This is a genomic window from Chthonomonas sp. (assembly GCA_016788425.1).
Taxonomy (GTDB): Bacteria; Armatimonadota; Fimbriimonadia; order Fimbriimonadales; family Fimbriimonadaceae; genus JAEURQ01.
In genome coordinates this window covers 938,484-964,922 of the sequence record JAEURQ010000002.1, presented here as the reverse complement: position 1 = coordinate 964,922, position 26,439 = coordinate 938,484, and the positions used below count along the sequence as shown (strand labels likewise).

Genomic DNA, 26,439 nt, shown 5'->3' with positions numbered 1-26,439 from the left:
TTAGCCCTGCATGGGCAAATGGAGTTGCATGTAAGCGGCGTGAGGAGCCGAGGTTTGAATCTCGACACCGCGCCGATACATCTTCAGAAGGATTCTCTGGAATGAGTCTTCACTAAACTCAACCTCAGGACCCTCCCTCAGGAGTTGGACGGTAGTTTTGAGCGAGAGCATGTCATGACTCAGCTCAGGGTCTGCGAGGGCTGCCGATTCAAGCTCATCCTTAAGCTCGGTGGACAGTTCATCACCCGCGTAGAGATCAACCAATTTCGAGTAGAACTCATTCTTCATTTTAGTTTCTCCAGGGTTCCCCCAAGTTTGTCACGCAGCGCTCGCCGCCCTCGATAAAGGCGGGATTTGAGCGCGGGGACACTGATCTGCAAGACCGCCGCTGCCTCCTTGGCTGAGATGTCTTCCAGGTCGCAAAGCACCAAAGGCTCGCGATACTCTTGGGGAAGATCGCGAAGTGCTTGTTGCACAGTAATGCGGAGCGCAGTTTTCTCTTCGCCACCGCCGTACTGGGCGTCGCTTGGCAACTCCAATAGCTTGTGTTGCCGCATCTTATCGATGCAAAGGTTGCGAGTGATGCGGAAAATCCAGGTGCGGAAAGCACCATCGGCGCGGAGCTCGTTCGAACGCTTGAGCACTCGAAGGAAGGTTTCGGCAGTTGCATCTTCGGCATCCGACCGATTGCCCAGCATGCGATAGGCATACCGGAAAATTCTCTCGCCGTAAAGCTCATAAATAGCCCCCAGCGCGTTGGGATCTCCTTTCGCCAACGCGTTGAGCCATCGCTTTTCCGCCAGAGATTCTTGGGTCGGTTCACTCGACATAATGGACGGAGCACCCCCGGCTGAGGGAGCAACAAGACATTATAACCCGGGAAATTTCCTAGGCTTTCCCCAATTTCTGGATAACGGCATGGAAGGTGCCACCAAGCGGCACCATGGTGTATTTTGTACGCGCTCGGGACGGGAAAAAGTATGGCCCCGTAACTCTCGACACGCTGAACCGATGGGCAGCCGAGGGGAGAATTGGCCCATCGACCACCATTGAAGGGGAAGACCACGACCAAGTTCTGGCCTTCGCGCTTCCGGGGCTCAAACTCCGCGATTGCGATCGCCCGGTGACCAGCCGAGCCGAACTCGATTGGTCGGTGGCGGGCAGCTCGGCGCAAGTGGCGCTTGGGCTGGGCTACGAACCGCTGATTAAACCCGCCGCTGCCGAAACGCATCTGATCAAGAACGTGATTCACCTGGTCATCGGCTGCTTGCCGATTACGCTGCTGGCGCTTGTTTTCTCTTGGCGAACCGATCAGCAGAATCGGGCCGGTCAGTTTGACCAAGCGGCCATTAGCAGCGACCGCGCCAAGTTCTGGGGCGATGTGAGCCTGCTCACGATGCTCGGACTTTTCCTCGTGTGGCTCGGCGTTCCGATGATTCAAGCCTTGCGCGATTGGCACTAGGTCCGTGTATGATGTACTCGGGTGAGGCTCCCGAGGCAACATGAAGCGAAAAGTTATCTGCGCGCTTGACACAACCGACCTAGATGAGGCTTTGGCCGCCTGCGATCGCCTGAAAGGGCATGTCGGCGCGGTGAAAGTTGGGCACAGCTTGACCCTGGGGCATGGCCTGGACGTGGTTGAGCGCATCCGCGACCGCGGTATTGACCGCGTGTTTCTCGACCTGAAGTTTCACGACATCCCGAACACTGTGGCCCTCGCCGTTCGCGAGGCCGCGCGGCACGGCGTGTGGATGCTGACCGTCCATATTTCGGGTGGCCCGGCCATGATGGTCGCCGCCGCCGAGGAAGCTCATTTTTACGGCGAAGAAAATGCCCCGCTCCTCATGGGCGTGAGTGTGCTGACTTCGCTAGACCAACACAATTTGACCGACCACGTCGGCGTGAATCGCAGCGTGGAGGAGCAGATGCTCGCCCTCAGCGAGCTCGCGATTCAAAACGAACTCGACGGCGTCATCTCCTCGCCGGTGGAAGCCAAGGCCATCCGCCAGCGGATTGGTCACGAAGGCATCATCGTGTGCCCCGGCATTCGGCAGGAAGGCGGCGCGGTGCACGACCAAAAGCGCACGGGCACCGCTCGACAGGCGCTCGCCGATGGCGCGGATTACCTGGTGATGGGCCGCACCCTGATGGCGGCGACCGAGCCCGAGCGAATTCTGGGCGAGTTTGGACTTCTGGCCGAACGGTGACCGACGATCTGAAAGCCGCGCTGCGCGATTGGTACGCGGCGCACCATCGCGACTTGCCGTGGCGCAAGACCCGCGACCCTTACGCGATTTGGGTGAGCGAAGTGATGAGCCAGCAAACCCGCATTGAGGTGGTCATCGGCTTTTGGGAGCGGTGGATGGCCGCCTTCCCGACGATCGCCGCCCTCGCCGAGGCCGAGGAATCGGACGTGCTCGCCTTGTGGCAAGGGCTCGGCTACTATCGCCGCGCGAAAATGTTGCTCGCCGGAGCCCGCGCGGTTCACTTAAACGGGTTGCCGAATTCCGCCGCCGAGTGGCGCGCCGTGCCGGGCGTGGGCGCGTACACCGCCGGAGCGATCGCCAGCATTGCTCTCCATGAACGGGTGCCCGCCGTGGATGGCAACGTCCACCGGGTGTACTCGCGATTTACAGCTGACGGCGAACAAAGGGGGTTCACCAAGCGAGCCGAAACGTGGGCGCAAGAAGTGATACCGCCGGACCGGCCCGGCGATTGGAACCAGGCCGTGATGGAACTCGGGGCGCGGGTGTGCACGCCGCGCTCGCCGAAGTGTCCCGGGTGTCCGCTCCGACCCGGGTGCGCCGCGGCGAACGCTGGCAACCCCGAGGAGTATCCGCCCAGCAAACGGGCCGCGCCACCGCAGGTTCGGCATCAAGTGATTTATTTGGCCGAGCAGCGGGGAAGGTTCCTTGTGCGCCCGGTTCCGCCGGGGACGTGGTGGCAAGGGCTGTGGAGTCTGCCGTTTGAATTTGTGGATGCGCCGCTCGACGCGCCGGTGTGGTGGGCGGGCAGCTACGTGGTGACGAAGCACCGCATTGAGTTTCAGGTGGTGCAGCAATGCCCCAGCGACGAGACCGGCGAATGGCTGACGCCAGCGGAGATTCGGCAGCTCGCCTTGCCGGCGATCCACCAGAAAATCCTAGCGCGGTGCGCGGACCGGGTCCGGAAAGTCGCGGAACAGCCCGCTCTTGAAGTCGGTTACCTTTGAGTAGACCGCGGCGTGGAGTTGCTCGAGCTCGCCGGCGCGCCGAGCGGCCTGCTGAAAGGCCTCGTCCATCTGACTGAGCGTGTCGAAATGAAGGGAGATATTGAATTCGCCCAGGGCTTCCGGCCCAAATCCGAACTTTCTTCGACGAATTCTATAGGAATTCAGCAAGTTGTTGGTGGAAAACCAGCTACAATATTCATTGACCGCATCGACAAAGTCTAGATCATCAGTTCCGGGAAGCAGATTCACCCAAATCTCGTAGCTATCCATTAATTGCATGGTACCGCTCCATCGCCACGGTCAGAGTTAAAGTAATGAGTACGAAGAGATTGTTTGTGGGGAACCTGCCCTTTGGCGTAGGTGAAACCGAATTGATGAACCATTTTGCGAATTTTCAACCGCATGAAGTGGTCATCATCCCCAACAAGGGTTTTGGGTTCGTGGATATTGACGAATCCCAACTGGAGGCCGCAATTGAGGCCCTGAATGGTCAAGAACTGGGTGGACGCAAGCTGGTGATCAACGAGGCTCGACCTCGCGAAGATCGACCCCGACGCGACTTCGGTGGCGGCGGCGGTGGCTACGGCGGAGGCGGCGGTGGTCGTCCTGGCGGTGGTGGCGGCGGCTACGGTGGCGGCGGCGGCGGTCGTAGTGGCGGCGGCGGCGGCTACGGTGGTGGCGGCGGCGGTCGTGGTGGCGGCGGCGGTTACGGCGGTGGCGGTGGCTACGGTGGCGGCGGCGGCGGTGGTCGCGGTCGCGATGATCGACGCGGCGGTAGCGGCGGACGACGCAGCTACTAAGCCCGAGTTAACGAATCTAAGCGCGGAGCCAAACTTGGCTCCGCGCTTTTTTTCTGGGCACGATTGGTCGGAACTGGATGTTCCCTTGGTTGCACAAGGTCGCGTTCGTGACAAACTGGAGTTGTAAAGTGAGGTGGTGTCGTTGAGTCGGTTTGGTTTCGCGTGTTGGCTTTTGCTGGCGTCCATGCTGATCGCGGGTTGCGGTTCCAGGGCTCAAGACTTTTATCCAGCCGAGAGCAAGATTGCTAAGCCAATCTTCTCGGGCCAAGGAGCTTGTTTGTTGGTGCTTCAAGCCAAAGGTTCTCAGCCGCGATCTTTGCAGCTAGCCACCTGGTCCATTGAGCCAGGCGGCGACGAAGCGGTGGTTTCGCCCACGGGATCCCGACGCGAGATTGGGAACGCCGCCATCGTCAGCCATTCCGACAACTACTGCGCTGTTCTGCGGAACTCCCGGTTATCCATTGTTACCTTGTCAAACGCGATGACAACCCGGATGGTCGTTGGTAATTTTGGAAAAGAGTATTTGGCAGGAATGTTCGATCGCTCCGGAGAAAGGTTGTTTATCGGAACACGAAACACCGGCGGTTTTCTTGTGGACGCCGCTTCTGCCAAAGTTGTGCGTAGGTGGCCCGGAACCTGGCAGGCGATTGCCTTTAGTGACGACGGATCACAGGTCTTGGTTAAAGATCCGTATAATGCCGACAAAGTAAACACACTAGAGATAAGTAAGTCGTCCAAAGTGGAGTACTCGCGTCGGGTGCCGGCAACGGAAACTGAGGACTCATTTGGGTTTGTGGGAAACTGGATGAGCGGCGACGGCGAGAAAGCTGGCCCCTTCGCCTACATTGAAACTGGTACATTGTTCTATCCTACCAACGAGGAGGTGGGCTTTTGGTCGCAACACGAGCAAACGCACAGAATCTATGTTGGTAACAAACATGGCTTTAGATCGTTCGATACGTTTCCAAGCGATGATTCTTCAGATTTCCCAAGCTATCTGCCGCTCAATTCCGATCTCATGTTGCTGGGCATGACGCCTAACCTGACATTGGCATATTTTGGCGACAACGCACACCAGGGGATTGCGCTGGCAGTTCTGAACATCTGGACGGGCAAACACCAAGTGTTCCCGTTGCGACGCAAGGGAATTGAAGAGATCCTGTTTCACAAACAGTTTGAGGCTAAGTAACAATCTCAGTTCGCAAAACATCGATGCAGATTTGCCCTACGGCAACCCCTAGTGGAAAATCACCGTAAAGCAATTGGAATCAGTCTGCTCAACCACGATATGATCCACGGAGTGACATGATCCTTCTAGCCATACCATTCGCATCTGCAATCATGTCCCAGCCCGAGGCAGATGCTTTCACGATCAAGTGCAATCAGGAGCGAGCAATTTTGATTCGGGACAAGGCGGCGTTCAATCTCTTCCGTCCCCAAGACAAGCTTTTTGATTTCCCTCACAACCCGTCGCTCTTTCGCTTGCGGCACGGCTCTAAGAACTTTATCGTCTGGAGCCTAAGCGGGGGCACTCAGAATAATGTCCTCGAGAAGGGTAAAAAGCCTTACTCGTTCCAAGTGAAGGGTCGTCCCTTTATCAAGGAAGTGCAAGGGCGCCTATACGTGAGCACGGGCGGTATGAATCTTCATTCTGGAGGTTTCAACTTTGCGCTCTACAAAGCTACCCCGTTGGGCCTGACAAAGATCGCCGACACTCTGTCTTTGCTTTCCCAGGGCACAGGCTCGTATTACCAGCGGTCAGATGGTTATGTTGTCGCCTTGGGCGGTAGAAGCTTAAAGAAAAAAGGGCAACCGCTCGCGGCTAACGATAAGTGGATATTTGTTCGATCGCAAGATGCTGCTAAGCCGTTTGCTTATCAACAATTGAAGACCGGGGCCATCGTGTACTCTTCAGATCAAATCAGTTGGCCGTCAGTGTTTACTTATGGAGCGTTGATTTGGAGGATTGGGAAGAAGGATAACGTGCGCCGAATTATGTTCTTTAACGGAACCGAATCCACTGTCGAGATTCCGTCTCGGAACATGCGCGTGGATTTTGCCATGGCCGCCCACAACTCCCTGTACGTGATTCTGATTGACACTTCGGGGTCGAAGCCCAGGTATCAGTTTTATGAGGTCAAGTCCGTGGGCCAGAAGCTGAAGGTGACAACTATTCCATTGTCGTTTAATCCGTTTCTGACCTCCGAGATCGTCATCGGAGAATCTCATGCCTATATCATCGATGACACTCGCACTCTGCGGAAGGTAGCCCTGCCGAAGTAAACAACCTCTCGAAATCCCCCGCGAACCTGGAATCCGGTACCCTAGAACCCAAGCTATGACCGTCGCCAAGCTCCGGGAACTCTACGTCAAGTTTTTTGAATCCAAACAGCACCTGCACCACGCCAGTGGGTCGCTGGTGCCCATTGACGTCACCGGTCGCCTCGACGAATCGCTCCTTTTTAATGGCGCGGGCATGGTGCAGTTTAAGCCCTACTTCCGTGGTGTGGCCCAGCCGCCTCAACCGCGCTTGGTCAGCGTACAAAAGTGCGTGCGCACCGGCGACATCGACGAGGTCGGCGACGATTCGCACCTCACGTTCTTCGAAATGCTCGGCAACTTCTCGTTTGGCGACTATTTTAAGGCCGAGGCAATCGCCTTTAGCTGGGAGTTTTTGACTTCCCCCGAGTGGCTCGGCCTCGACCCCACCCGCCTCGCGTTTACCGTGTTCACCGAGGACGACGTAGCCTACCAGGCTTGGTCGCAGCACCTCAGCGCGGCCGGAATTGAACCCGCGACCCGCATTTTCCGCCTCGGCGAAGAGACTAACTATTGGCCGGCGGGCGCGTTTAGCAGTGGCCCTCCCGGCCCGTGCGGCCCCAACTCGGAAATGTTCTTTTGGACCAGCAACAACGAGCCTGCGCCAAGCGGCGCCTACTCGCGGGAAGACTATCTGCGCGACGAAGCCGAGGGCAAGTGGCTGGAAATTTGGAACGACGTGTTCATTCAGTACGAGTGGCAAGGCGAGCACAAAAACCCCGAGCGACCGAACGAGGGCTACCGTAAAACCGGCATGCCCGAGCTGCCCTTTGCCAGCATTGATACCGGCATGGGGTTGGAGCGCACGGCGGCGGTGCTCAACAGCTTCCGCAGCGTGTACGATACCGACGCCTTCCAGCCGATTATCGCCAAGATCGAGTCGCTGAGCGGCGCGAAGTATGGCGTCAGCGAGGCGGGCGACCGCGCCATCCGCGTGATCGCCGACCACATTCGCACGGCGACGTTCTGCATTGCGGACGGCATTTTGCCAGCCAACAACGGTCGCGGCTACGTGCTGCGCCGGCTCATTCGGCGCGCCGTGCTCAAGGGTCAGCGACACCTGGGATTTAGCGAGCCGTTCCTGAGCGAGGTGTTTGAACCCGTGCTCGAGAGCATGGGCGACTTTTACACGGTGCTCGGCGACCAAGCGCCCACCGTTCGCCAAACCCTGCGCGGCGAGGAAGAGTTGTTCAGCCGCACCCTCTCGCGCGGCATGGACTTGCTCGAAAAGATGCTGAGCAAGGGGCTGCGCATCCTGCCTGGCGCGGACGCCTTTTTGCTGTACGACACCTACGGATTCCCCCTGGAAGTCACCACCGAGCTTTGCGACGAGGCCGGCGTGGTGGTGGACCTGGAAGGATTCGAAACCGCAATGGCCGAGGCGCAGGAGCGCAGCCGCGGCGCGAGCGCCATGGATAGCGCTTACGGCGGGGTCACGCTGGCGTTTGAGTTCGAAGAAGGGCCCACGCCGACTCACTTTGTCGGCTACGAGTTTGGCCGCGCGGAAACCGTGATTGTGGCGGCGCTACCCGAACTTAACGAGCAGGGTCTTGGCACCGGCCGCTTTGCGGTGGCGCTGCGCGAGACGCCGTTCTACGCCGAATCTGGTGGCCAAACCAGCGACAGCGGCACCATCGAGGGCGCGACGTTTAGCCTGCGCGTTCTGGACCTGGTCAAGCAAAACGGAATCTTCGTGCACCTGGTCGAGCCGGTCGCCATGCGCGGCATGGAGTCGCTGGTGGGTGGCAACGGCGAGGAGATTGCCCAACTCTTGCAGGAAGAATTGTTCGGGCAAGGCGTCATCGCGACCATCAGCATCGATCGGCGCAACGACATTCAGCGCAACCACACCGCGACGCACCTGCTGCACGCGGCGCTGCGTCATCACCTGGGCAAGCACGTCACGCAAGCAGGCTCTTACGTTGGGCCGCACACGTTGCGATTCGACTTTACGCACAATGCCGCGATTCCGGTCGAGTTGCTTCGCGAGATCGAGCAGACCGTGAACGCCGAGGTGCTCGAAAACACGCCGCTGGTGACCTACGTGGACATCCCGATTTCCGAAGCCAAGGCGCGCGGCGCAATGGCGTTGTTTGGCGAGAAGTACGGCGACAAGGTGCGCATGGTGGAGATCGGCGACTTTAGCCGCGAGCTTTGTGGCGGCACGCACGTGGCGGCGACCGGTGAAATCGGGCTCTTTAAGATTGTTCACGAAGCCAGCGCGGCCAGCGGAGTGCGCCGCATCGAGGCGGTCACGGGTCGTGGCGCGATGTCGTGGGTAAACGATCAAGTGGCGCTGGCTTCGCAAGCGGCGACGCTCCTCAAATCCACGCCCAAGGACCTGGTGCACGCTATCGGCAAGTTGCAAGAGAGCCTCCGCGAGGAGCGCCGGGCGCGCCAAAAACTCGCTCAGCAAGGCAGTGAGTCCGTCGCGAGCGGCACCGACGTGAACGGCGTTGAACTGATCACACAGCGGATCGCGGGGAGCGCGGACGACGCCAAGCTGCTCGTGGATCGCCTGATCGAAGGCAAGCCCGCGCGCGTGGTGGTGCTGGCCGCCGAAGCCGAAGGCAAGGTGATGTTTGTGGGCAAGGTCGGCGCGGACGCCTTGGCCAAGGGGGCTCACGCCGGGAATGTCCTCAAGGAGCTCGCCCGCATGACGGGCGGCGGCGGCGGCGGGCGCGCGGAGTTCGCCACGGCCGGCGGTCGCGATGCGGCCAAGGTCGATGAGGCTCTGCAAGCGGCGGCGGGATTCCTCGCCAGCATGGTGAAATAGCAGCATGTCGGGCGAGTTGATTCTTCAAAATCTGTGCTCGCCCATCGTGCTGGCGTTTGTGCTCGGCGCAATCGCGACGCTCGTTCGGAGCGACCTCAAGATTCCGGAGCAAATCTACTCCGCCCTCTCGGTGTATTTGCTCCTCGCCATCGGCCTCAAGGGCGGGGTCGAGTTGAGCAACACCTCGTTTTCGCAGGTGGCGTGGCCGATGCTGGGCACGCTTGCTTTGGGCGTTCTCATTCCGCTTGTGGCGTTTGCCGTATTGCGGCGCAAGTTCGACCGGGCGAACGCGGCGGCGATCGCGGCTCACTACGGGTCGGTTTCGGCGGTGACGTACATGGCGGCAGTCGCCTTCGCCACTCGGGCGGGCGACAATCCCGAAGGATTCATGCCTGCCCTCGTCGCTATTCTCGAGGTTCCGGCGATCATCATCGCGCTGCTTTTGGCGCGCAAGCAGGGAAGTCGTGACCTCGGCCCCGCCCTGGCCGAAATCGTCTCCGGCAAGAGCGTTATCCTGCTGGTAGGCGGGCTCATCATGGGTCTTGCCGCCGGCGAAAAAGGCTTCGCGCCGGTCGCGCCGGTGTTCAAGGGCGCGTTCTCCGGGCTGCTGGTCATCTTCTTGCTCGAAATGGGCATGGTCGCCGCGCGGCGGTTCGGCGATGTCAAGCGCGTCGGCGGGTTTTTGGTGACGTTCGCCATCCTCGCGCCGATCGCGCAAGGTGCGTTGGGAGTGCTCGTCGGGCATTGGTGCGGACTCGGCCCGGGCGGCTGCACCATTCTGGGCGCGATGGCCGCCAGCGCCAGCTACATTGCCGCGCCAGCCGCGGTCCGCGTCGGCATCCCCGAGGCCAACCCCAGCCTCAGTCTCACCGCCGCGCTCGGCATCACGTTTCCGTTCAATCTCTCGCTCGGGTTGCCGCTCTATCACCTGATGGCGGTGGCCCTCTCGCAGCGATCATAGGCTTATGGCACAGGCAAAACTTCTCACCATCATCGCCGAAAGCGCGCTCCGTCGCCGCTTGGTGGACGACATTCTACGGCTGGGCGCAACTGGCTTCACCGAGTCGGAGGTGCGCGGTCAGGGATCGCGCGGACGCCGCACCAGCGACCTAGAAGGCCAGAACATTCGCTTTGAAATCGTGGCCAGCCAGGCCACGGTGTCCGCTATTCTCGCGCACATCGAAGAGAACTACTTTGAGAATTACGCGGTGATTGCCTACGTGGTGGATGCGACCGTGCTCCGAGGCGAGAAGTACACGTGATCAGCGAAACCACGCTGCGGGTGCGCTACGCCGAAACCGACCAGATGGGTCACGCCTACTACGCCAACTACTTGGTGTGGCTGGAAGTGGCTCGAACGGATTGGTGCCGTCAAGCGGGCTTTACGTACGCTAGCATGGAGGCCGAGGGCTTCTTTCTGCCGGTGGTAAACGTGACCATTGACTACAAACGCGAGATCATGTACGACGAAGAGGTGACCATTCGCGCTTGGGCGGGTGAAGTCAAGCGAGTGTCGTTCTCGTTCCACTACGAAATCTGGTCGGGCGACGTACTCCGAGCGACGGGCAGCACCACGCACGTGGTGATGGGCCGCGAGCGCAAGGCGGTCACGATTCCCGATAAATACCGTGCAATGCTCAGCCCCGCCGGGTAACGTTGTGGCATGAAGACACGCGGCTTCGTCTTGCTTTTCGCCGTTCCAGCTTTGGCCTCCGCCCAGACCTATCGGCTGAACTTCCAACCCAAAGTGGGCAGCGTTGTGCGCCATCAGGTGAGCGTAAATGTGAGCGGCAAGAGCAGCGACCCCGCCGACGACATGTCCCTGAGCGCCTTCGTTGTGCTCGAAGTCACGCAGACAATTACAGGGGTCACTCGTGAGCGAGTGTACGCGGACCTAACTGTTCGCGCGATCTCGACCTCAGACATGCATCCAAACAAGGTTCCGCCCGACTTTTTGGAATGGAAGAAGGGAACCAAACTGGCGATCAATTACCCGTCCAACAATCCGGCGGCCTTCCTGAACATGATGTCGCCCGAAAGCAAGGATGGTGACATTACCGCCGGCACATTCATGGCCGCTCCGATGTTCACCACGGGGCGCGTAACGGTGGGCGACTACTGGGACGTGACGAAGGAGAGCCTCAGCAACTTAAACGTTCAGGTGCGAAGGGCTCAGCCCAGTGAACTCACGACCATCGGCCAGGCGGTCACACAGTTCATTGGGGTCAAAGACGGCATTGGCCTGTTTGAGTCCCACGCAACCTTGCCGATTGACTTTGATATTGACATTCTCAAGATGCAAATGGAGGTTGGCATGAACACCGAAATGCGGCTGGACATGGCGACAACCTCACTGCACTCGATTGACACGGAGAGTAAGGTGCGGATCATGATGGGCGGCGGCAACGCGCCCGCCGGAGAACCGAAACCCCAGGCGTTCGAAACCACAATTTGGCTGAAGATGAAAGTCCGCGCGCTGCCGTAAGACTACTGCTCTTCGGGGAAGAACACGTCGTCAATGTGGTCGGTGAGGCCGCGCGCGATATCGCTGGCCATGCCGTCGGCGTACGCTTGCAGAATCCCATCGGGGTCACTCTCGGCGAGGCGTTGAAGTCCGGCGAGCACCGCGTCTTTGGCCTCCGGCATCCACTCCACTAGGTGGAAACTCGCGTGGATCGCGCTGCGACGCGCGAACTTGCTTGGCGCCTCAAAGCATTCGAGCAACACCGCCGCGCTCGCCTCGGTGCAGATGTGTCCGCCCAGCACGACGCCCGCCTTGTAAATCGTCCGGGCGTAGTCCTCGGGCGCTTCCCACATCAGGTTACGGATCGCCTCGATGGCGGCGGCTTGCGCCTCGACCGAGGGGAAGTAGCTAGACAGGTCCTCAAACAGGTCAAGAACCGCCCACTGCGCGGCCCGACGATGCGGATGCGAGGTGTCGCTGAGCACGGCCACCAAGGTCGGCCCGAAGACCGCCGTGCTGGCGTGGGATTCAATCTCGACGCACGCCTGATGCGAGATATCGCGATCGGCGGCGTAGAGCAGCCGCACCAACCCGACCGGCGACAATGTAGAAATGCGCTCGGTGTAACGACCGGGCAAGCCGAGCAGCGTGGCCAACTCGCGTTGCCGACGGAACAGCGGCTTGACGCCTTCGGCTAGCTTTTTCAGCACCTTCTCGGCGCTGTCGGCGCGAGCATCGTTGCCAAAGTCGGGCATCTGTCCGAACACCCCGTTGCGGGTGTAGGCCAGTCGCACCGCATGTCGCTCGCCTTCGATCTCCAGGTCGAGCGTCTCGGTCCACTCGCTTGCCTGCACGTGATAGTCGACCGCCACCGAATGCGGTGGCCAGTGAAACGCCGAGCGATTCGCTGGCTTGAGCGCCGGGCCGGAAATCACCCCCGCCGAGAACTTTTGGAACTCGGCGAGCAGCTCAAGCGCGGTGATTTCGTACTGTCCCAACGGCATGGTTGTGGTTTAGTTCTTGCCTCCAAGCAGGGCCGCCAGATCGAGTCCGCCGCCGCCTCCACCCCCTTCAACGCCCGTGACACGCGTTCGGTTGAGGAATAGCGTGATGACTTCGGCCAGATGCTCGGCGTGGAGCTTGCTGACGCCGCTGGCCTTGGCCGCGTAGGTCATGCAGCTCTTGCGCACGCCCTTGAGGTTGGCTAGGGCCACCAGTTGGGCGTCGTCGCGCACCGCGCCTTCCACGCCGCCAGCTTGATCCAGCAGCGCGATGACGTAGTTGCGCTGGAGATCGCGGCGCAGCGGGCGAATCGCGGCGGTGCCGGCGAACTCGCTCATCACGGCGTTGTTAATCGCCGCGTAATGCTCGTCCACGGTGTAGGCACCGGTCTTCGTTTTGAACTCGTTTTCGATGATGCGGCTGATGCGTCCCGCGTTCATCAGCGAACCCAACACCTGCTGCTGCATCATCGCAAAGAGTGAGCGGAACGTCGCCGTTCCGGCCCCCGCGTCGGCGTTAAAGTCCTCGGCGAAAGAATTCAGCACCGAGTCCGGCAGATCGCCAAACGAGGCGTTGAGCACCGAAGTCGCCAGGCGCAAGCCTTGGCGCTGCTCAGCGGCCGGAATGGGCGTCAGGTTCGCAAGTTGCCCAACGTCACCCGCGTAGGTGCGGCTAGCGCGAAGGCCACCGATAAAGCGGCTTGCGCGACTCGCTTGGCCGACGATCTGCGTGAGCGCCGTAGAAATCAGCTTGTTGCGCTTGGCGTAGCTTTCACCTGGCTTTGGCAGATTCTTGATCGCCCAGTTCATGGTGTTTCGGGCGACGCGCATTGTGGTTTCGTTGTAGGCCAGCGGGTCCTTGCCCGAGTCCCAACGCTGCACGGTTGGGTCGAATCGGTCGGCGTCCTCGTCGGTCATAAAGCGCAAGCCCGGCTTGCCGCCATCCTTCGCGATTTGACTGAGGGCAAAGCGCTCGCCGTCCGGCGTGTCGGCCTTGATGTCCGAGTAACCGTAGCGAATCGCGTGCATGTCGTAGGCCCCGATGCCCGGGTTGATGAGCACGCCGCGACCGTTGAGAACGGCCACCATGTTGATGTCGATGTAGTCCATCACGCTGCTGGCGAAGCCTTCGCGGCGCACCAGGGCCTCGTCGCCGCACTGAGCGGTGGTGAGGTTGGTGGAGGCGGCAAAGTTGTGGCGCAGACCCAGAGTGTGGCCGAATTCGTGAGCGACCGTGTCTTGAATGTAGTCCTCGATGAGCTTTTGCTTCGAGATGCCCGCCATGCCTCGCGCGTTGATCGCGCTGAGATTGTAGTTCAGCCGGGCCATGCGTTCGCGGCCATAACCGCACTGATCATGGTGCCAACCGTTCTTGGTCAGCTGAGCCTCGGCCAAACCGGCGAGCGGCGAGATGCCCGGATTCTGGAGCATCTTCTCGGCGGCCTCGGATTGGCCGGGAACGGCATCGCTAATGGACTGCCGGAACAGCTTCATCATGAGGCCGGGGCTGGTCGGCAGCACTGTGCGATAGAAGTCATCCACGCCCACTGCAAACGTGCCATCCACGTTGATCGCGGCGTTCATGATTTCGCCGGTCATGGGGTCGGAGCGGAACAGGGCAATCGCGCCGTCACCTTCCGAGGTCACCGTCCAGCGGATGACGTTGTTGCGGCCATCGGCGTGGTCGTAATCCTTGCCCGCCGGAGCGTCCTTCACGACGATGGCGTTCTTGTAACCAATCTTTTCGAAGGCGCGGTTCCAATCGAGCATTCCGCGGCGGAAGCATTCGCGATAGTTGGTCGGAATGGATGTATCAAGTACCCAGGTGATCGGCTTCACCGGCTCGCTCAGGGCCGCATTCGGGTCCTTCTTTTGCAGGTTCCAGCGATTGATGTACTTGACCATGCGGTCGTCACGGTAGTAGCGCTCAAAGCTAAAGTGGTCGTTGGTGAAGTAACCCACGCGTGGATCGCCAAGGCGCGGCCGGTAGGTGCTCTTCTCATCGCGGAAGTACATGCTGTACGTGATCTTGAAGTTAATCGAGCGCGAGTCTTCTTGGTGCGTGCCGCCGCCCGCCATGCCGAGGAGAGCCAGGAGTGGGTTGGCTTGGCCGCCTTCTTGGGCAGTGTAGAAGTGGTCCATGCGCAGGCTCAGCACGTCCGGCGAGCCCGTGACCTTGTCCACGCGAGTCTTCTCGCGGTCAGGAGTGACCATCATGCCGCCTTGCGAAAGCGACTTAGTGAGGCTGAAAAGGTCGCCGCTGAAGAGGCCGGTCACGTTGATAAGCAGCAGCTTCTTTTCGGGGTGCGTTTGCTCAATGCGGAAGTCTTGGTAGAACGCCTCGGGGAAAGTGCGCTTGATCGCTTCCAGGTTCGGATCGTCCTGCTGCCAGCGAAACTTCGTGTTCGGGCGGATCATCCACACGCGGTCTTCCTGCTGCTTTTCCAGCCGGAACATGTCCACCGTGCTGAAGTTCTCGCCGGTTGGCAAGGCCAGCGGCAGGCCCTGCTGCTGGTTCACCGAGAAGCCTGTGTTCCACGCGCCTTGCAGGAAGAACAGCTTGCCGAGTTTCGACTCGGGAATCTCCATCAGGATGTCCTTCTTGCGAATGTAGAGCGTCACCGGCCCTTCGGTTTTCGGAAGGTCCTTAATCGCCTTGTCGTATTCGACAATCTTGGGGTCCGGCTTGGGCGGATCGTCTTTTTTGATTTCAGCCGTTTGCGCCAGGGCGGCAGCGGAGAGGAGGGCCAACAAGGCCAGCGAGGAAAGCCGAAGCGATCGCATAAGTATTGGGTACTTTACCCGCCGATCAAACGAGGGTGGCCTGCTGGATCAGCAGTTCCATGTTTTCCGAAGGCGAGTTTGACGCTTCCACCATGCCCTTGCTTCGGGCATCGGCGTCGGAGAGCAGGTTCATCAGTTGCACAATCTGAGGCAACGTGAGCTTGCGCGAGGCTTCCATCACCGGGCGTCGCTGCCAATCGGTGAGTGTGTTGAAGTTCGGCTTTTCGGGGAAGTCGGCGGCGCACTTGTCACCGAAATCGTGCAGGCAACGGGCTTGGTAAATCAGGCGGACCTGCCGCAGCATGGTGGGCAAGATCGAGCCGATCATCGCGTCGCCGACCTTTTGCGCACCGCTCATGAGCACCGCAAGTTGGCGCATCGCCTCCGCCGGGTTGCGCGCGACGATCGCGTCGGTGAGCTTGTAGACGTTGTACTCGCGCGAGGCCGTGACCACCTTCTGCACGTCTTGCTCGGTGATCGCGGCGGCCGAACCCACATACAGTTCGAGCTTGTCGAGTTCCTCCAGCGCGCTGCTGTAGCTTCCGCCGACCATGTCGATCATGATTCGGGCCGCACCCGGCGATAGCTTTTTGCCGCGCCGATCGGCCTCGACACGGATCTCATCCACCGCCTTTTTGGGGTCCACCTTGAAGCTGAGGACCAAGCCGCCGGCGGCCTTAACCAGCTTTTCCAGGGCGGACTTATTCTTGTTGTGGCGCTCGTTGGCTTCCTCGTCGGCAACCAAGATCAGCCGCGCCGATTCGGGCAAGGCGGCCAGTTGAGCCTTGAGCGAGTCCGCTTCGTCGAGGTCCTCGCGCAGCACGTTGCGCAGCACCGCCACCCGGGTGGAACTGAGGAACGGCGTCGTGCCCGCCGCGCCAATTGTATTGCGCAGGGACTGGCCATCGGAGATCAGGGTCTCGCGGTCAAACTCATCGCCCTCGGCTTCGTGAATCGCCACGATCCCGCGCAGGGCTTGGAGCCGCATGGTGGGCTCGTCGCCGGTTAAAAGGACGACGCGCTGCTGGGCGGCATGGGCGATTTCGTTTTTCAAAGAGAGTCCTGCGGGCGCAGAGTCCGCCGAAGCGTTTGCACCCTAGATTCTATCTCTTTCACCACTTCATCCGGCGGTCCGGCCGGGGAAAAGAGGTGCCGTGTGAACATCTGCGCCAGCTGCTCGGCCTCGGCTCGACCTTCGCCCAGCCGATGCTTCACGCGGGAGAGATATTCCAGCGGGGTTTCGGCAAGCAGACAGGGGCGCTGCGTGACCTTTTCGACCTTGGCCAAGAAGCTGCGGTAGTGAACGCCAAGCTGCGATTGCGTGGTCCGTTCGGCCAGCTTGCGGCGATCGGTGCGGAGCGCAAAGCCAATCGCGATGAGCCCGGCGATGCCAACCGCGATGATCGTGCCTTGCACGATTCGATCCAGCAGTTCTCGGTTGGTCTTTGTGCCGCCCTCGGCGGGCGTCACGTCGCGGGCACCTTCGGTGGCATCGAAAATCACCCACCCGACATTCTCAAAGTACACCTCGCACCAGACGTGGGCTTCTTTGTCGGTGGCGGTGACAAACCCATATTCGTCGGGTTTGTCGTCGGCTAAAAAGCCGCCCGACATCCGCGCGTGAAGCCCGGCTTTGCGGGCGAGCAACGTCATGGAACTGGCGAAGAGGTCGCAATAGCCTTCCTTGCTGTTGGTCAGGAAGTACGCCACTACGTCCACGTCCTGCGGCGGAGCCTCAACCTTGAGGTTATAGTTACACCGCCGCGCAATCCACCGGGCGATGGCTTGCGCTTTTTCGTAGTCGGTCGAAGCGCCCTCGGTCGCCTCCCAGAGCATGGGGTTGAGCCAAGTGCGGTCGCCGACTTCGGTGAGCGGCAGCATGCCGCGATATTCGGGCGGCGGCACCGACCGGCCCGGCTGCATATCGGGCGGGGCGAACAGCGATTGTCCGCTCATTTTGGGATCGGCGCCGAACTGCTGTAGAATCGCGAGATCGGGCGTCACCCGGAACGTGTGCTTCCGGGTGTCCATGCGAACGACGGTTCCCGGAGTCGGGAGCGACGTGCCCCCGTTGTAGCTTAAACCCAGCCGCACGCGTTTGACCGTAAACGGCACTTCGCGGTGGTTAGGGTAGGTCTCTTTGAGCTCCTCCTGAGAAAACGGCACGAGCGTGGCGTTGCGATTCGCCAACGAATTTCGCCAAGACCGACCGGTGTAGCGATCATACGATTCGGTGCGCCAGTAGCTCGAAGCTTCGCAACTAAACTTGAACAGGGGAAAACCGGCCTGGCTTGGCGGGCCGTTGCCTAGCCTCAAACTCCCGTCGGGGTTCGAGTTTCCTCCGAGCATAGGGCGCTGCTGCGGCCGCGAAGGCAGATTAAACGCGACCCGTCCGGCGACCGATTGCACCGAATACTGGACCAGCGGCGCTCCGAGCAAGCTGAGCACCACGATAATCAGCGCGGAGGTGAGGGCCCAACCGGTGCCCGCCATCCATCGCCACGCCCCGGTGGCAAACGCGCGCTCCCAGAGCTTTTGCTGATCGCCCATTTCCTCGCGGTCCGAACTCAGGGCGAAACTGGCTTCCGCGCGCCGGAGCATGGATCGGGCATGAACCCGGAAGAACAGGCTCGACATGCAGAGCAGGAACGCGAAGAATACGTACGGCGTGGCCTTGTAATCGAACGCGCCGACCAAGCCGAAGGCGGCGATACACGGCACGGCATGGAACGCCATCGTCGTGTCGCGCCACGTCACCAATTGGCCGACGCATATGAGCCACGACAGGAAGCTCATCATCACGATTTGGAACGGGAAGCCATCGTCGGGCAGCACTTCGTTGAGCAGCCGGATGTTGAAGATAATCACCGCCGCCAGCGCGCAGTAAAGGGCCCAGTCGTACGATTCGATCTTGCGGTCTTTGGCGAGTTTGCCGAGCCCAAAGCCAAGCACCCCGCACACCAGGGCGATCGGCAAGAAAAACCAACTGATGCCGGGGCGACCGATGGAGTTGCCGCTGACAAAGCAGATACACATGGCCGCGATCAGGGTCAGCAGGTGATCGACCCACGTGACTTGGCGGTCAACTCGTCGCATACACTCCTCGGGCGCGGTGCGCCTCCACTTGACGTTGGAATTCGACCACGGCCGGCATAAGGTGAACCTTCGCGCCCGCGCTTTCAAGCTGGGTTAGATACTCGGTCGAACTCGCGGCTTGGCCTTTGCGCGGCGGCGAATAGTCCTGCGCATCATAGAGAAGGCACACCCATTCGTTATCCCGGTGACGAGCGATGAGGTCGGGCAGGCCCGGCTCAGCGACGCTCAAAAACAGATAAACCGACCCCTGACCCTGCCACAGCGAGCGCGAATCAGCGAGTTCCTCGGCGAGCCCAAAAGTCTGGTCGGGATTGATGTGGGTGAGGACTTGATCCACCTGCTGACGGCGCTCGTCCCAACCCGGATTGCCCTGGGTTTGACCGCCGGGCAGGCTCGGAAAGTCCACGCTCGCGCCCATTTTGATGAACTGCTCGGCCAGGTACTTAATGTGGCCGCAAGCGACCTCAAACGAGGTGAGGCCGTTGTGCGCCAAATCGCTTTCGGGCAAGCGCTGAATGAAGATGAGTGCGGCGAGCCCTGCGCCCGACTCGAACTCCTTGACCATGAGGTTGCGCGAACGCGCGCTGCTGGTCCAGTGAACGTAGCGCTGGGGGTCGCCCGGAACGTATTCGCGGATGCCGCGCGGTTCGAGGCCGGAGCCTCGGAATCGGCCTGATTCGGCCTCGCTGGTGCCGACGCCGCCTGAGGGACGCAAGTCGATGTTGACAGGGAGCGGCGCGGGATAAACCAGCAGTTGAGCCTGCTCGGCTTCATACACTTTGCTTTTCGTGACCAGCCCCAAGGTGTCGGTTCCGTTGACTTCGACCTCGCTCCACGTAAATACGCCGCGTCGCAAGGGCCGGAAACTGTATCGCGTTTGGATGGGCTGGTCGTATGCGGGCGCAATCGGCAAACTCCACGTCCGCTGACTAAACCGCAGACGCGCCGGAAGTTTGTCGTAAACCTGAATCAGAGGCCGTTTGATCCGGCGCTCGCTCCGGACGATGAGGCTGACCGTGACGACTTCGCCGAAGTTGACCGCCGGCGGCGAGATGCGCTGAATCTGCAGTCCGCGCACCGAAAGATACGCCTGAAATGCGCACGCGGCGATTGTGGCCGCCATCGCCGTCGCCATGTAAAACAGCGCCGGCGAGTTGATCAAAATCGCCATCACCAGCAGGAAAAGGGCTGATGTCGTGAGGACGAGGCGGGCGAGACGCCGAACCATGGCTTAGGGGATGGGCACCGTCACCGAGTTCAAAATCTGGCGAATGATTTCCTGATTCGTGGTCCCACGGGCGCGCACTTCACCACGCGCCATCACGCGGTGAGAGAGCGTCAGCGGCGCGACGGCCTTCACGTGGTCGGGCGTGACCCACTCGTCGCCACTCATCGCCGCCTTGGCCTGGGCGGCTCGCATCATGTAGAGCGAACCGCGCGGACTCGCGCCGAGCGTGAGCAGGGCGTGCTCGCGGGTTTCGTGAACGATGCTCACGATGTACTCGCGAATCGCGTCACTCACCCCAATCTCGCGCACAGCGGTTTGCGCCGACACCAGTTGATCGAGCGTGATCGCCGGGACCACCGAGTCAATCACATCGTCGGTCTGGCGGCTAAGCAGCATGTCCGCCTCGATGTCGCGACCGGGGTAACCCAGGCTAAGGCGAGCAAAAAATCGGTCGAGTTGAGCTTCGGGCAGCGGGTAAGTACCGGTCATCTCGATGTTGTTTTGGGTCGCAATGACAAAGCATGGCTTCGGCAGCGGATGGGTTTCACCATCCACCGAGACCTGCCGTTCTTCCATCGCTTCGAGCAAGGCGCTTTGGGTTTTTGGCGTCGCCCGATTGATTTCGTCGATCAGAATGACGTTGGCGAAGAGCGGGCCGGGGCGAAACTCGAACCGCTGCTCGTTTTGAAGATAAATCGCGGCGCCGGTCACGTCGGCGGGGAGCATGTCGGGCGTGAACTGCGCTCGCTTAAAGATGCCGCCAATAGCGCGGGCAAGAGCCTTGGCCAGGGTTGTTTTCCCGACGCCGGGAATGTCCTCCAGCAACACGTGCCCATTGCAGAGAAGGCACAGCACAGCGTCGCTAATGACCTCGCGTTTGCCCAGCACGGCCTTTCCGACCTCGTTGATCAGGGCTTCGCTCAGCCCCTTGATTTCCTGCACCTGCGACATGACTCCGATCATTCTAGTTCATCAACGAGAGTTGAGGCGGCATCGGTTCATCCGTCGAGCCCAAAAAACAGAAGTCGGCCCATGGAGGTGGACCGACTGAGGATGCTGAGTTTTCTGTTGTCTGGTTCTGGCGAACCAGTTCCGAGTATTTGTCGCCGATGGCCGGGCCAGGGTTCCCGGCTTTTCCCCATAATGAATCCATGCGCAAACTCGCTTCGGTTTTCTTGTTGCTGGTTTCCTTCGCCGTTGGGTTCGCCAAGGATTCGCTGCACGTGTATGTCTTCCTCAAGGACACCTGCCCGCACACGGCGGCCGCGCTCCCGGCTCTGCGCCAACTTTCAACCGATTTGAAGGGGAAAGGCGCCCTGATGGCCTTCATCACGGTGCCGACGAAGGACGTGGAAGCCACCCAAAAGAAACTGAAAACCAACTTCACATTGATGGCCGATCCCGACGCCACGCGCAGTCGCCAACTCGGTGGGAAGCACAGCCTGGACGTGCTGATTGTGCAAGGAAAAGACCGCGTGAAGTTCGAAGGCTTCGGGCCAAAAGTCCTAGCCGAGCTCACCAAGCGCACGGGCGTGAAGTTCACGAGCAAGGTCTATCCGGCCAAGCGCATGTCGGGTTGCGGGCTCTAGGTCAATTTTTCGGAATCAGTTAGCCTGCGTTGAACGTACTTCGTTACGGTACATCCGCATGAAGCAACTCTCCGTACTCGCCCTCGTTTTCGCCTCCGCGGCGGTTTTCGCGCAAACCGCCAAGCCGATGGGACTGTCGGCTCGCGCTGGCTTTTTCTTCCCGACCGCTCAACGCGCCAAGCAAGCCGGCAAAACCTGGTTTGGCTTCGGTGTTGACTACAAGCTCGGCGATCTGAAGTTCGCCAGCGAGACCGGCCAAGCCGCGAGCTACGGCATCTCGGTGGACTTCACCAGCAAGAACGACTTCCGCCAAACGCCGATCGTCGGCTACTACCGCGCTAGCCTGCAAGACAACATCTACTACGTGGTCGGCGCGGGTCTGAACTTCACCCAAGAACTTTCGGGCGGCTCCACTCCGTCGCGAGATAACAAGACTGGAATTGCTTACCAAGTCGGCCTCGGCATGGACCTCAAGGGTCAGTCGTTGCCGCTGTTCATCGAAGCCAAGTACATGGGTAGCTCGCGCAGCAAACTCAATGGTCTGGGCTTCTTCGGCGGTATCCGGTTCTAGCATAACGACCGGTTCTACGGAACTCAAAGGAGAAACTGAACAATCGGAAATGTTGTTCGTTTCTCCTTTTGTATGGAAGCGGTCTACGGACTCCAAGCATTGAACGTGACGCCAAAACTCGACGCGGAAACAGAAGCAAGACTCGTCGAAAAGTGTCGACGTCAAAGTTACGAAGCATTCAGCCAACTGGTGGATGCGTACGAGTCGCGCGTCCTGGGCTTTGTCATTCGGTTGGTGCGCAACCGCGAGGAAGCCCTCGACATCACGCAGGAAGTCTTCATCCGCGCCTACCAGGCGTTCAACCGATTTGACGGTCGTTCGTCGCTACGCACGTGGCTGTTCCGCATCGCCCACAACTTGTGCGTCGATCGAGCTCGTCGCGAAGACCGTAACCCGGTCCGCGCTAGCCTCGACGCCAACTCGGCCAACACCGGTGAAACATGGGATGTGGCGGACACCCGCAACACCGCCGATCAAGAGGTGCTCGACGAAGAACTGCACACCATGGTCCGCAACGGCCTCGCCCGCATGAGCGATAAACTGCGCACCGTCATCGTCCTCCACGACCAGGAGGAAATGAGCTACGAGGAAATCGCCTCGACCGTCGGGATCCCCGTCGGCACCGTCAAGAGCCGCCTCTTTTTGGCTCGAAACTTTTTACAACAGTATCTTAAGGAATATTTAGAAGGAGCGACACGCTAATGAACGAGAAGGAGTTAATGGACAAGCTAGCAAGGGAGCTTCCGCTGACGGCAGCGGAAGAGGCCTGGCTTGATTCGCATTTGGCCGAGCAAACCACCTCGCCGGTGGGCGCGCTTCCGCAAGAAGAGCCCTCGCTGGCTTGGCGCAGTGAGCTGAATGAGCGACTATTGGCCTTGCAACCCAAACCCAAGCGACGACCTTGGTTCCTGGTCGGCGGACTCGCCTCTGGCGCCGCCGCGGCTGCCTTGGCCTGGGCGATGCTCGCCCCGACCACGAAGGTGATGGGGCCGGCCGGCTCCATCGAAGCCGACATGGTCGCCAGCCACGAGCTGCTTGTTCAACAAGCGAGCGCGGGCCTACTGGTAGACGACGGGGCTCAACCGGTCAACCAAGATGTGCTTGAATGGATGGAGAATCCGGACGATAGCCTTTAAGGAATCAAGATGAAAGTTTTCACCTGGAACCGCATTGGACTTGCCACGCTGGCGTTAGGCGCGATGTTGATCGTGCAAGCGCAGGGCGGGCCTGGTGGTCCGGGCGGTCCTGGTGGCCCAGGCGGCGGCCAACGTGGCCCCGGCATGCACATGCGCGGCCCCGAGTTTGAGGTCATTAAGAAGTACCTTGAGCTCGAGCAAAAGGCGCGGTATTCCGGCGTGCGTTACCAAGAAGTCATGACGCCCGACGGCTGGTTGCGCGGGTCCGAGAATGTGCTCGTGGATGGCGCGCGTCGCCGGGTGGAGTTCAACAAGGACAGCGACAAGTACGGCGAAGTCATTGTGGACAACGGCAAGCAGCGCATGCACTACTTTGCGGCCAGCAACGAGATTCACACGATGCCGCGCGTGCGCGACGAGTTTCGCCGCAAGATCGGCAACATGGGCGAAAAGCGCCAAGCGCCTCCGGGGATCAAAGTGATCACGAAAGATGGCGGCGCGATTGCCAACCGCAAGACCAAACTGGTCGCGGTGATGGATGATCGCGGCAACGCAATGCAAAAAATGTGGTTCGACCCCGCTTCGGGCGTGATGCTCAAGCGCGAGGGTTACGACTTTACCGGTCGCCGGATTTCGCTGATGGAGTTTCGCCGCATCAACTACGATGTCAAGCCCAGCGACGCCGACTTCACGATTCGCCGCGCCGGTGCCGTCATCGTGACGCCGCAAGCCTTGCTGGTTCGAGCGTCGAAGAAAGTCAATTTCCCCGCGCTTCTGCTGAGCGATGGTTCGCTGAGCTTGGAAAGCGCGATGATGCGCGATTTCCGCGGGCGCACCTCGATGATCAGCATGTACGGGAGCGGCCAGGGCCGACTCTCACTGATGGTGGTCAAGGGCGCGCTGAGCGATGATCGCCTCGAAAACGCGGGCCGTCGTGGTCCCGGTGGGCCGGGCGCCATTCACAAATGGCAGTACGGCGAATACTCATGCGTGCTCATGGGACCGTTCGATAAGTCCAAATTGCAAACCCTCGCCCGCAGTTTGATTGTGGTCCGCAAGTGACTTTGGCCCCGCTGGGCACCGAATATGGGCTCTGACCCGTTATAATTGGAGTAAGTGGCTCGCCCAGCAAAAGCCCGGGTTCAACCCGCGAATAAGAAGGCCGTCAAGGTCAAGTCTTCCCGCAAGCGCAAATGGAAAATTTTCGGTGCCACCGTGTTCTGTTTGTTCGGGGTCAGCATGGCCGCGGGTTACGTGTGGTGGACCGGCAAACTCAACGAAGCGCAAACTAAGCTCCCGCGGCTTGAGGTTTATCGCTCGGTTCTGAGTAGCGCGCCCAGCCAAATTCTCAGCGCCGACAGTCGCCCCGTTGTGCTGTGGGAAATCGCCGCCGAAAAGCGACTCCCGGTGAAGTTCGACGACATACCAAAGCGCGTGATTCAAGCCACGCTCGCCGCCGAGGATAAACGCTTTTACGAGCACGGCGGGATTGATACCTGGTCGGTGTTCCGCGTGCTGGTCACCAACGCCAAGGCGGGCAGCATTAAGGGCGGTGGTTCGACTATCACCATGCAACTGGCCAAGCGGGTCTATACCGACTCGGCGCAGACATTCCAGCGCAAGATTGACGACGCTGCCATGGCGATTCAGATCGAGCGGCATTATTCCAAGAACACGATCCTGGAAATGTATCTCAACCAGGTCTATTACGGCAACCAAGCCTACGGGATTGCCAAGGCCGCCGACACTTACTTCGGCAAGAAACTCGACCAGTTGACCTGGGGGCAGGCCGCCGCGCTCGCCCGGTGTGTGCAACGTCCGAGCCGCATCAACCCGATTACCGACGTCAACGCCGCGACCGAGGCTCGTAACGATGTTCTCCGCACCATGAAGGAGGAGAACATGATCACCAGCGCCGAGTACGACACGGCGATCAAGGAAGACCTGAGCAAGCAGGTTGTCGCGCAGGGCAGTCGAACATCCCAGCGCAAGAAGAAGGCGCCTTATTTTGTGGACTACGTGCTCGACGAGATCAATCGTCGCATGCCGGAAATTGACCTCTCGCAAGGCGGATACCGCATTCAAACCACGCTCAACTACGATATGCAACTTGTCGCTGAGCGCGAAGTTCGCAAGCTGGTCGATGATTACCGCAGCGTCAATACCGGAGCGTTTTTGCTCACCGATCGCGAAGGCCGCGTGCAGGCGATGGTCGGCGGCGTCGATTACGAGCGCAATCAGTTTAATTTCATCGCTAATGGTAAGCGTCAGCCGGGCTCTTCGTTCAAGCCTTTTATCTATGCGATCGCCTTTGACACCGGAGCAATCGGGCCGCACTCCTCGCTGAGCAACGAGCCCCCGCAAGACATCTTCGACCCGGGCACCGGTCGCAAGTGGGAACCCAAGAACTCCGACGGCACGGTGGGCGGTTCGATGGACGTTTACAACGCGTTCATTTTCAGCAAGAACTTGCCGGCCATTGATACCTTGCGAATGCTTGGGCCGCGCCGCTTTACCCAGCGCGCGCCTTCGGCGTTTGGCTTTGTCAGCGACCTACCGGCGGTGCCTTCGCTCGCGCTCGGCACAGCGGAAGTCACGCCGATGGAGCTGGCCGGCGCTTATAGCGTTTTCCAAAATGAAGGCGAGCGCCGACCCGCTTACGGCATCGTCAGCATCGAAGGCCCCGATGGCCGGACGCTCAAGTCGTTTGTGCCCGATCCGCAAGTCAGCGGCCTGCGCAAGACGACGCTTGAGTTCATGGATTACCTCCTGCGCGGCGTCATCAACGAGGGTACGGCCACGCGGGGTCGGGATATTCGCAACGCCCGCGGCAAAACCGGAACCACCAACGACAACCGCGATGCGTGGTTCTGCGGTTACTCGGATGAGCTGCTCGGCATCGGCTGGATTAGCGGCGAAACCAAAGATACTAAGGGCCGCTGGATTTACCCCGAAATGAACCGGACCGTGTTTGGTGGCACCGTCACGATTCAGATGTGGCGAGGCATTATGAAGGAGTGCCAGCGCATGGTCAGCGAAGAGCGCTCGCCGCGGCCAAGCTACTCGTTCTGGAGCCAAGATTCGCCCAACAGCACCAACCGTCGCAAGCGGCGCGATGAGACCGAACGCACCGCCGACGTGCAAGAGCCTGATGTTGAGCCGGGTCCGGATGGCGACATCACTCCGATCGAGCCCGACGATCCCCAGCCGGAGCCCAACGCGACTCCAGCGACCAACAATCGCGACACCGATCGCGATCGAGATCGGGACCGCGATCGCGACCGTCCGCGACCCGAGCGAACCACTCCGGAAGAGGGCGGCGGTGGCTACGAAACGGTTTACATTTGCCCCGACAGTGGGCTGCTGGCTTCCAGCAGTTGCCCCGAGCAGCGGCCCATGCGCTATCGGCGCGGCGAGGGCCCCAAGCGCTATTGCCGTAAGGATCACGCCGGGGGCCACTAGCC

At 60.3% G+C, this 26,439-nt stretch carries 26 protein-coding genes; 18 read left to right on the top strand and 8 right to left on the bottom strand.

Features of this window, described 5'->3' with window-relative positions; translation table 11 throughout:
- Nucleotides 1-288 (bottom strand): hypothetical protein, encoded by a 288-nt coding sequence (locus JNJ45_06660; GenBank protein ID MBL8048347.1) that lies wholly within the window; start codon nt 286-288, stop codon nt 1-3.
- On the bottom strand, nt 285-830 hold the full coding sequence (locus JNJ45_06655; GenBank protein ID MBL8048346.1) for a sigma-70 family RNA polymerase sigma factor: 546 nt from the start codon (nt 828-830) through the stop codon (nt 285-287). The genes JNJ45_06660 and JNJ45_06655 overlap by 4 nt, the downstream gene beginning before the upstream one ends.
- A 113-nt stretch (nt 831-943) precedes the next feature.
- On the opposite strand from JNJ45_06655, the gene JNJ45_06650 reads away from it, so the two are divergent.
- From JNJ45_06650 to JNJ45_06595, 12 genes are all read left to right on the top strand, one after another.
- Entirely contained in the window at nt 944-1,462 is a 519-nt protein-coding gene (locus JNJ45_06650; GenBank protein ID MBL8048345.1) for a CD225/dispanin family protein, read from the top strand.
- Between the two features lie 40 nt (nt 1,463-1,502).
- Nucleotides 1,503-2,207, top strand: a complete 705-nt coding sequence (gene pyrF, locus JNJ45_06645; GenBank protein ID MBL8048344.1) for an orotidine-5'-phosphate decarboxylase — start codon at nt 1,503-1,505, stop codon at nt 2,205-2,207.
- Complete coding sequence (locus tag JNJ45_06640; GenBank protein ID MBL8048343.1) at nt 2,204-3,211, top strand: A/G-specific adenine glycosylase; 1,008 nt, start codon at nt 2,204-2,206, stop codon at nt 3,209-3,211. Before pyrF ends, JNJ45_06640 begins: the two co-directional genes overlap by 4 nt.
- A 12-nt stretch (nt 3,212-3,223) precedes the next feature.
- The gene (locus JNJ45_06635; GenBank protein MBL8048342.1) at nt 3,224-3,433 is read left to right on the top strand and encodes a hypothetical protein; all 210 of its coding nucleotides are present in this window, start codon (nt 3,224-3,226) and stop codon (nt 3,431-3,433) included.
- 92 nt (nt 3,434-3,525) lie between these two features.
- Nucleotides 3,526-4,011 carry a hypothetical protein gene (locus tag JNJ45_06630; protein ID MBL8048341.1) on the top strand — a complete coding sequence of 162 codons (486 nt, stop codon included), beginning with the start codon at nt 3,526-3,528 and terminating at the stop codon, nt 4,009-4,011.
- A gap of 136 nt (nt 4,012-4,147) precedes the next feature.
- Nucleotides 4,148-5,200 (top strand): hypothetical protein, encoded by a 1,053-nt coding sequence (locus JNJ45_06625; GenBank protein ID MBL8048340.1) that lies wholly within the window; start codon nt 4,148-4,150, stop codon nt 5,198-5,200.
- 152 nt (nt 5,201-5,352) lie between these two features.
- The gene (locus tag JNJ45_06620) at nt 5,353-6,294 is read left to right on the top strand and encodes a hypothetical protein (GenBank protein ID MBL8048339.1); all 942 of its coding nucleotides are present in this window, start codon (nt 5,353-5,355) and stop codon (nt 6,292-6,294) included.
- A 55-nt stretch (nt 6,295-6,349) separates the two neighbouring features.
- Entirely contained in the window at nt 6,350-9,106 is a 2,757-nt protein-coding gene (alaS, locus tag JNJ45_06615; protein MBL8048338.1) for an alanine--tRNA ligase, read from the top strand.
- A 4-nt stretch (nt 9,107-9,110) separates the two neighbouring features.
- Nucleotides 9,111-10,067: a sodium-dependent bicarbonate transport family permease gene (locus tag JNJ45_06610; GenBank protein MBL8048337.1), complete on the top strand. Its 957-nt coding sequence runs from the start codon at nt 9,111-9,113 to the stop codon at nt 10,065-10,067.
- A gap of 4 nt (nt 10,068-10,071) precedes the next feature.
- Complete coding sequence (locus JNJ45_06605) at nt 10,072-10,368, top strand: DUF3240 family protein (protein MBL8048336.1); 297 nt, start codon at nt 10,072-10,074, stop codon at nt 10,366-10,368.
- On the top strand, nt 10,365-10,760 hold the full coding sequence (locus JNJ45_06600) for an acyl-CoA thioesterase (protein ID MBL8048335.1): 396 nt from the start codon (nt 10,365-10,367) through the stop codon (nt 10,758-10,760). The genes JNJ45_06605 and JNJ45_06600 overlap by 4 nt, the downstream gene beginning before the upstream one ends.
- Before the next feature lie 9 nt (nt 10,761-10,769).
- A complete protein-coding gene (locus JNJ45_06595; GenBank protein MBL8048334.1) occupies nt 10,770-11,591 on the top strand; it encodes a hypothetical protein in 822 nt (273 codons plus the stop codon).
- Between the two features lie 2 nt (nt 11,592-11,593).
- On the opposite strand, the gene JNJ45_06590 is transcribed toward JNJ45_06595, so the two are convergent.
- From JNJ45_06590 to JNJ45_06565, 6 genes are read right to left on the bottom strand one after another with little or no spacing between them, the layout of a single operon-like run.
- Nucleotides 11,594-12,574 (bottom strand): hypothetical protein, encoded by a 981-nt coding sequence (locus tag JNJ45_06590; protein ID MBL8048333.1) that lies wholly within the window; start codon nt 12,572-12,574, stop codon nt 11,594-11,596.
- A 9-nt stretch (nt 12,575-12,583) separates the two neighbouring features.
- Nucleotides 12,584-15,355, bottom strand: coding sequence for a zinc-dependent metalloprotease (locus tag JNJ45_06585; protein MBL8048332.1), 2,772 nt, complete (start codon nt 15,353-15,355; stop codon nt 12,584-12,586).
- 25 nt (nt 15,356-15,380) lie between these two features.
- Nucleotides 15,381-16,409, bottom strand: coding sequence for a DNA polymerase III subunit delta (holA, locus tag JNJ45_06580; protein MBL8048331.1), 1,029 nt, complete (start codon nt 16,407-16,409; stop codon nt 15,381-15,383).
- A complete protein-coding gene (locus JNJ45_06575; protein ID MBL8048330.1) occupies nt 16,406-18,451 on the bottom strand; it encodes a transglutaminase domain-containing protein in 2,046 nt (681 codons plus the stop codon). The genes holA and JNJ45_06575 overlap by 4 nt, the downstream gene beginning before the upstream one ends.
- Entirely contained in the window at nt 18,438-19,679 is a 1,242-nt protein-coding gene (locus JNJ45_06570; GenBank protein ID MBL8048329.1) for a DUF58 domain-containing protein, read from the bottom strand. Before JNJ45_06570 ends, JNJ45_06575 begins: the two co-directional genes overlap by 14 nt.
- Before the next feature lie 3 nt (nt 19,680-19,682).
- Nucleotides 19,683-20,630 carry a MoxR family ATPase gene (locus tag JNJ45_06565; GenBank protein ID MBL8048328.1) on the bottom strand — a complete coding sequence of 316 codons (948 nt, stop codon included), beginning with the start codon at nt 20,628-20,630 and terminating at the stop codon, nt 19,683-19,685.
- A gap of 200 nt (nt 20,631-20,830) precedes the next feature.
- On the opposite strand from JNJ45_06565, the gene JNJ45_06560 reads away from it, so the two are divergent.
- The 6 genes from JNJ45_06560 to JNJ45_06535 all read left to right on the top strand — a co-directional run bounded on the left by JNJ45_06560 (nt 20,831) and on the right by JNJ45_06535 (nt 26,437).
- The gene (locus JNJ45_06560; GenBank protein ID MBL8048327.1) at nt 20,831-21,268 is read left to right on the top strand and encodes a redoxin domain-containing protein; all 438 of its coding nucleotides are present in this window, start codon (nt 20,831-20,833) and stop codon (nt 21,266-21,268) included.
- Between the two features lie 58 nt (nt 21,269-21,326).
- Nucleotides 21,327-21,839, top strand: coding sequence for an outer membrane beta-barrel protein (locus tag JNJ45_06555; GenBank protein MBL8048326.1), 513 nt, complete (start codon nt 21,327-21,329; stop codon nt 21,837-21,839).
- Between the two features lie 72 nt (nt 21,840-21,911).
- Nucleotides 21,912-22,541: a sigma-70 family RNA polymerase sigma factor gene (locus JNJ45_06550; GenBank protein ID MBL8048325.1), complete on the top strand. Its 630-nt coding sequence runs from the start codon at nt 21,912-21,914 to the stop codon at nt 22,539-22,541.
- The gene (locus JNJ45_06545; GenBank protein MBL8048324.1) at nt 22,541-22,975 is read left to right on the top strand and encodes a hypothetical protein; all 435 of its coding nucleotides are present in this window, start codon (nt 22,541-22,543) and stop codon (nt 22,973-22,975) included. The genes JNJ45_06550 and JNJ45_06545 overlap by 1 nt, the downstream gene beginning before the upstream one ends.
- A 9-nt stretch (nt 22,976-22,984) precedes the next feature.
- Nucleotides 22,985-24,037 carry a hypothetical protein gene (locus tag JNJ45_06540; GenBank protein MBL8048323.1) on the top strand — a complete coding sequence of 351 codons (1,053 nt, stop codon included), beginning with the start codon at nt 22,985-22,987 and terminating at the stop codon, nt 24,035-24,037.
- 54 nt (nt 24,038-24,091) lie between these two features.
- A complete protein-coding gene (locus JNJ45_06535) occupies nt 24,092-26,437 on the top strand; it encodes a transglycosylase domain-containing protein (protein MBL8048322.1) in 2,346 nt (781 codons plus the stop codon).
- The last annotated feature ends 2 nt before the right edge of the window (nt 26,438-26,439 follow it).

What these genes read in the sequence shown, in the direction of transcription:
- JNJ45_06545 (MBL8048324.1), top strand. Translation starts at nt 22,541, where the DNA reads ATGAACGAGAAGGAGTTAATGGACAAGCTAGCAAGGGAGCTTCCGCTG.
- pyrF (MBL8048344.1), top strand. Translation starts at nt 1,503, where the DNA reads ATGAAGCGAAAAGTTATCTGCGCGCTTGACACAACCGACCTAGATGAG.
- JNJ45_06660 (MBL8048347.1), bottom strand. Translation starts at nt 288, where the DNA reads ATGAAGAATGAGTTCTACTCGAAATTGGTTGATCTCTACGCGGGTGAT.
- alaS (MBL8048338.1), top strand. Translation starts at nt 6,350, where the DNA reads ATGACCGTCGCCAAGCTCCGGGAACTCTACGTCAAGTTTTTTGAATCC.
- JNJ45_06565 (MBL8048328.1), bottom strand. Translation starts at nt 20,630, where the DNA reads ATGTCGCAGGTGCAGGAAATCAAGGGGCTGAGCGAAGCCCTGATCAAC.
- JNJ45_06655 (MBL8048346.1), bottom strand. Translation starts at nt 830, where the DNA reads ATGTCGAGTGAACCGACCCAAGAATCTCTGGCGGAAAAGCGATGGCTC.
- JNJ45_06560 (MBL8048327.1), top strand. Translation starts at nt 20,831, where the DNA reads ATGCGCAAACTCGCTTCGGTTTTCTTGTTGCTGGTTTCCTTCGCCGTT.
- JNJ45_06595 (MBL8048334.1), top strand. Translation starts at nt 10,770, where the DNA reads ATGAAGACACGCGGCTTCGTCTTGCTTTTCGCCGTTCCAGCTTTGGCC.
- JNJ45_06570 (MBL8048329.1), bottom strand. Translation starts at nt 19,679, where the DNA reads ATGGTTCGGCGTCTCGCCCGCCTCGTCCTCACGACATCAGCCCTTTTC.
- JNJ45_06585 (MBL8048332.1), bottom strand. Translation starts at nt 15,355, where the DNA reads ATGCGATCGCTTCGGCTTTCCTCGCTGGCCTTGTTGGCCCTCCTCTCC.
- JNJ45_06540 (MBL8048323.1), top strand. Translation starts at nt 22,985, where the DNA reads ATGAAAGTTTTCACCTGGAACCGCATTGGACTTGCCACGCTGGCGTTA.
- JNJ45_06610 (MBL8048337.1), top strand. Translation starts at nt 9,111, where the DNA reads ATGTCGGGCGAGTTGATTCTTCAAAATCTGTGCTCGCCCATCGTGCTG.
- JNJ45_06650 (MBL8048345.1), top strand. Translation starts at nt 944, where the DNA reads ATGGTGTATTTTGTACGCGCTCGGGACGGGAAAAAGTATGGCCCCGTA.
- JNJ45_06605 (MBL8048336.1), top strand. Translation starts at nt 10,072, where the DNA reads ATGGCACAGGCAAAACTTCTCACCATCATCGCCGAAAGCGCGCTCCGT.
- JNJ45_06550 (MBL8048325.1), top strand. Translation starts at nt 21,912, where the DNA reads ATGGAAGCGGTCTACGGACTCCAAGCATTGAACGTGACGCCAAAACTC.
- JNJ45_06630 (MBL8048341.1), top strand. Translation starts at nt 3,526, where the DNA reads ATGAGTACGAAGAGATTGTTTGTGGGGAACCTGCCCTTTGGCGTAGGT.
- JNJ45_06575 (MBL8048330.1), bottom strand. Translation starts at nt 18,451, where the DNA reads ATGCGACGAGTTGACCGCCAAGTCACGTGGGTCGATCACCTGCTGACC.
- JNJ45_06620 (MBL8048339.1), top strand. Translation starts at nt 5,353, where the DNA reads ATGTCCCAGCCCGAGGCAGATGCTTTCACGATCAAGTGCAATCAGGAG.
- JNJ45_06555 (MBL8048326.1), top strand. Translation starts at nt 21,327, where the DNA reads ATGAAGCAACTCTCCGTACTCGCCCTCGTTTTCGCCTCCGCGGCGGTT.
- JNJ45_06590 (MBL8048333.1), bottom strand. Translation starts at nt 12,574, where the DNA reads ATGCCGTTGGGACAGTACGAAATCACCGCGCTTGAGCTGCTCGCCGAG.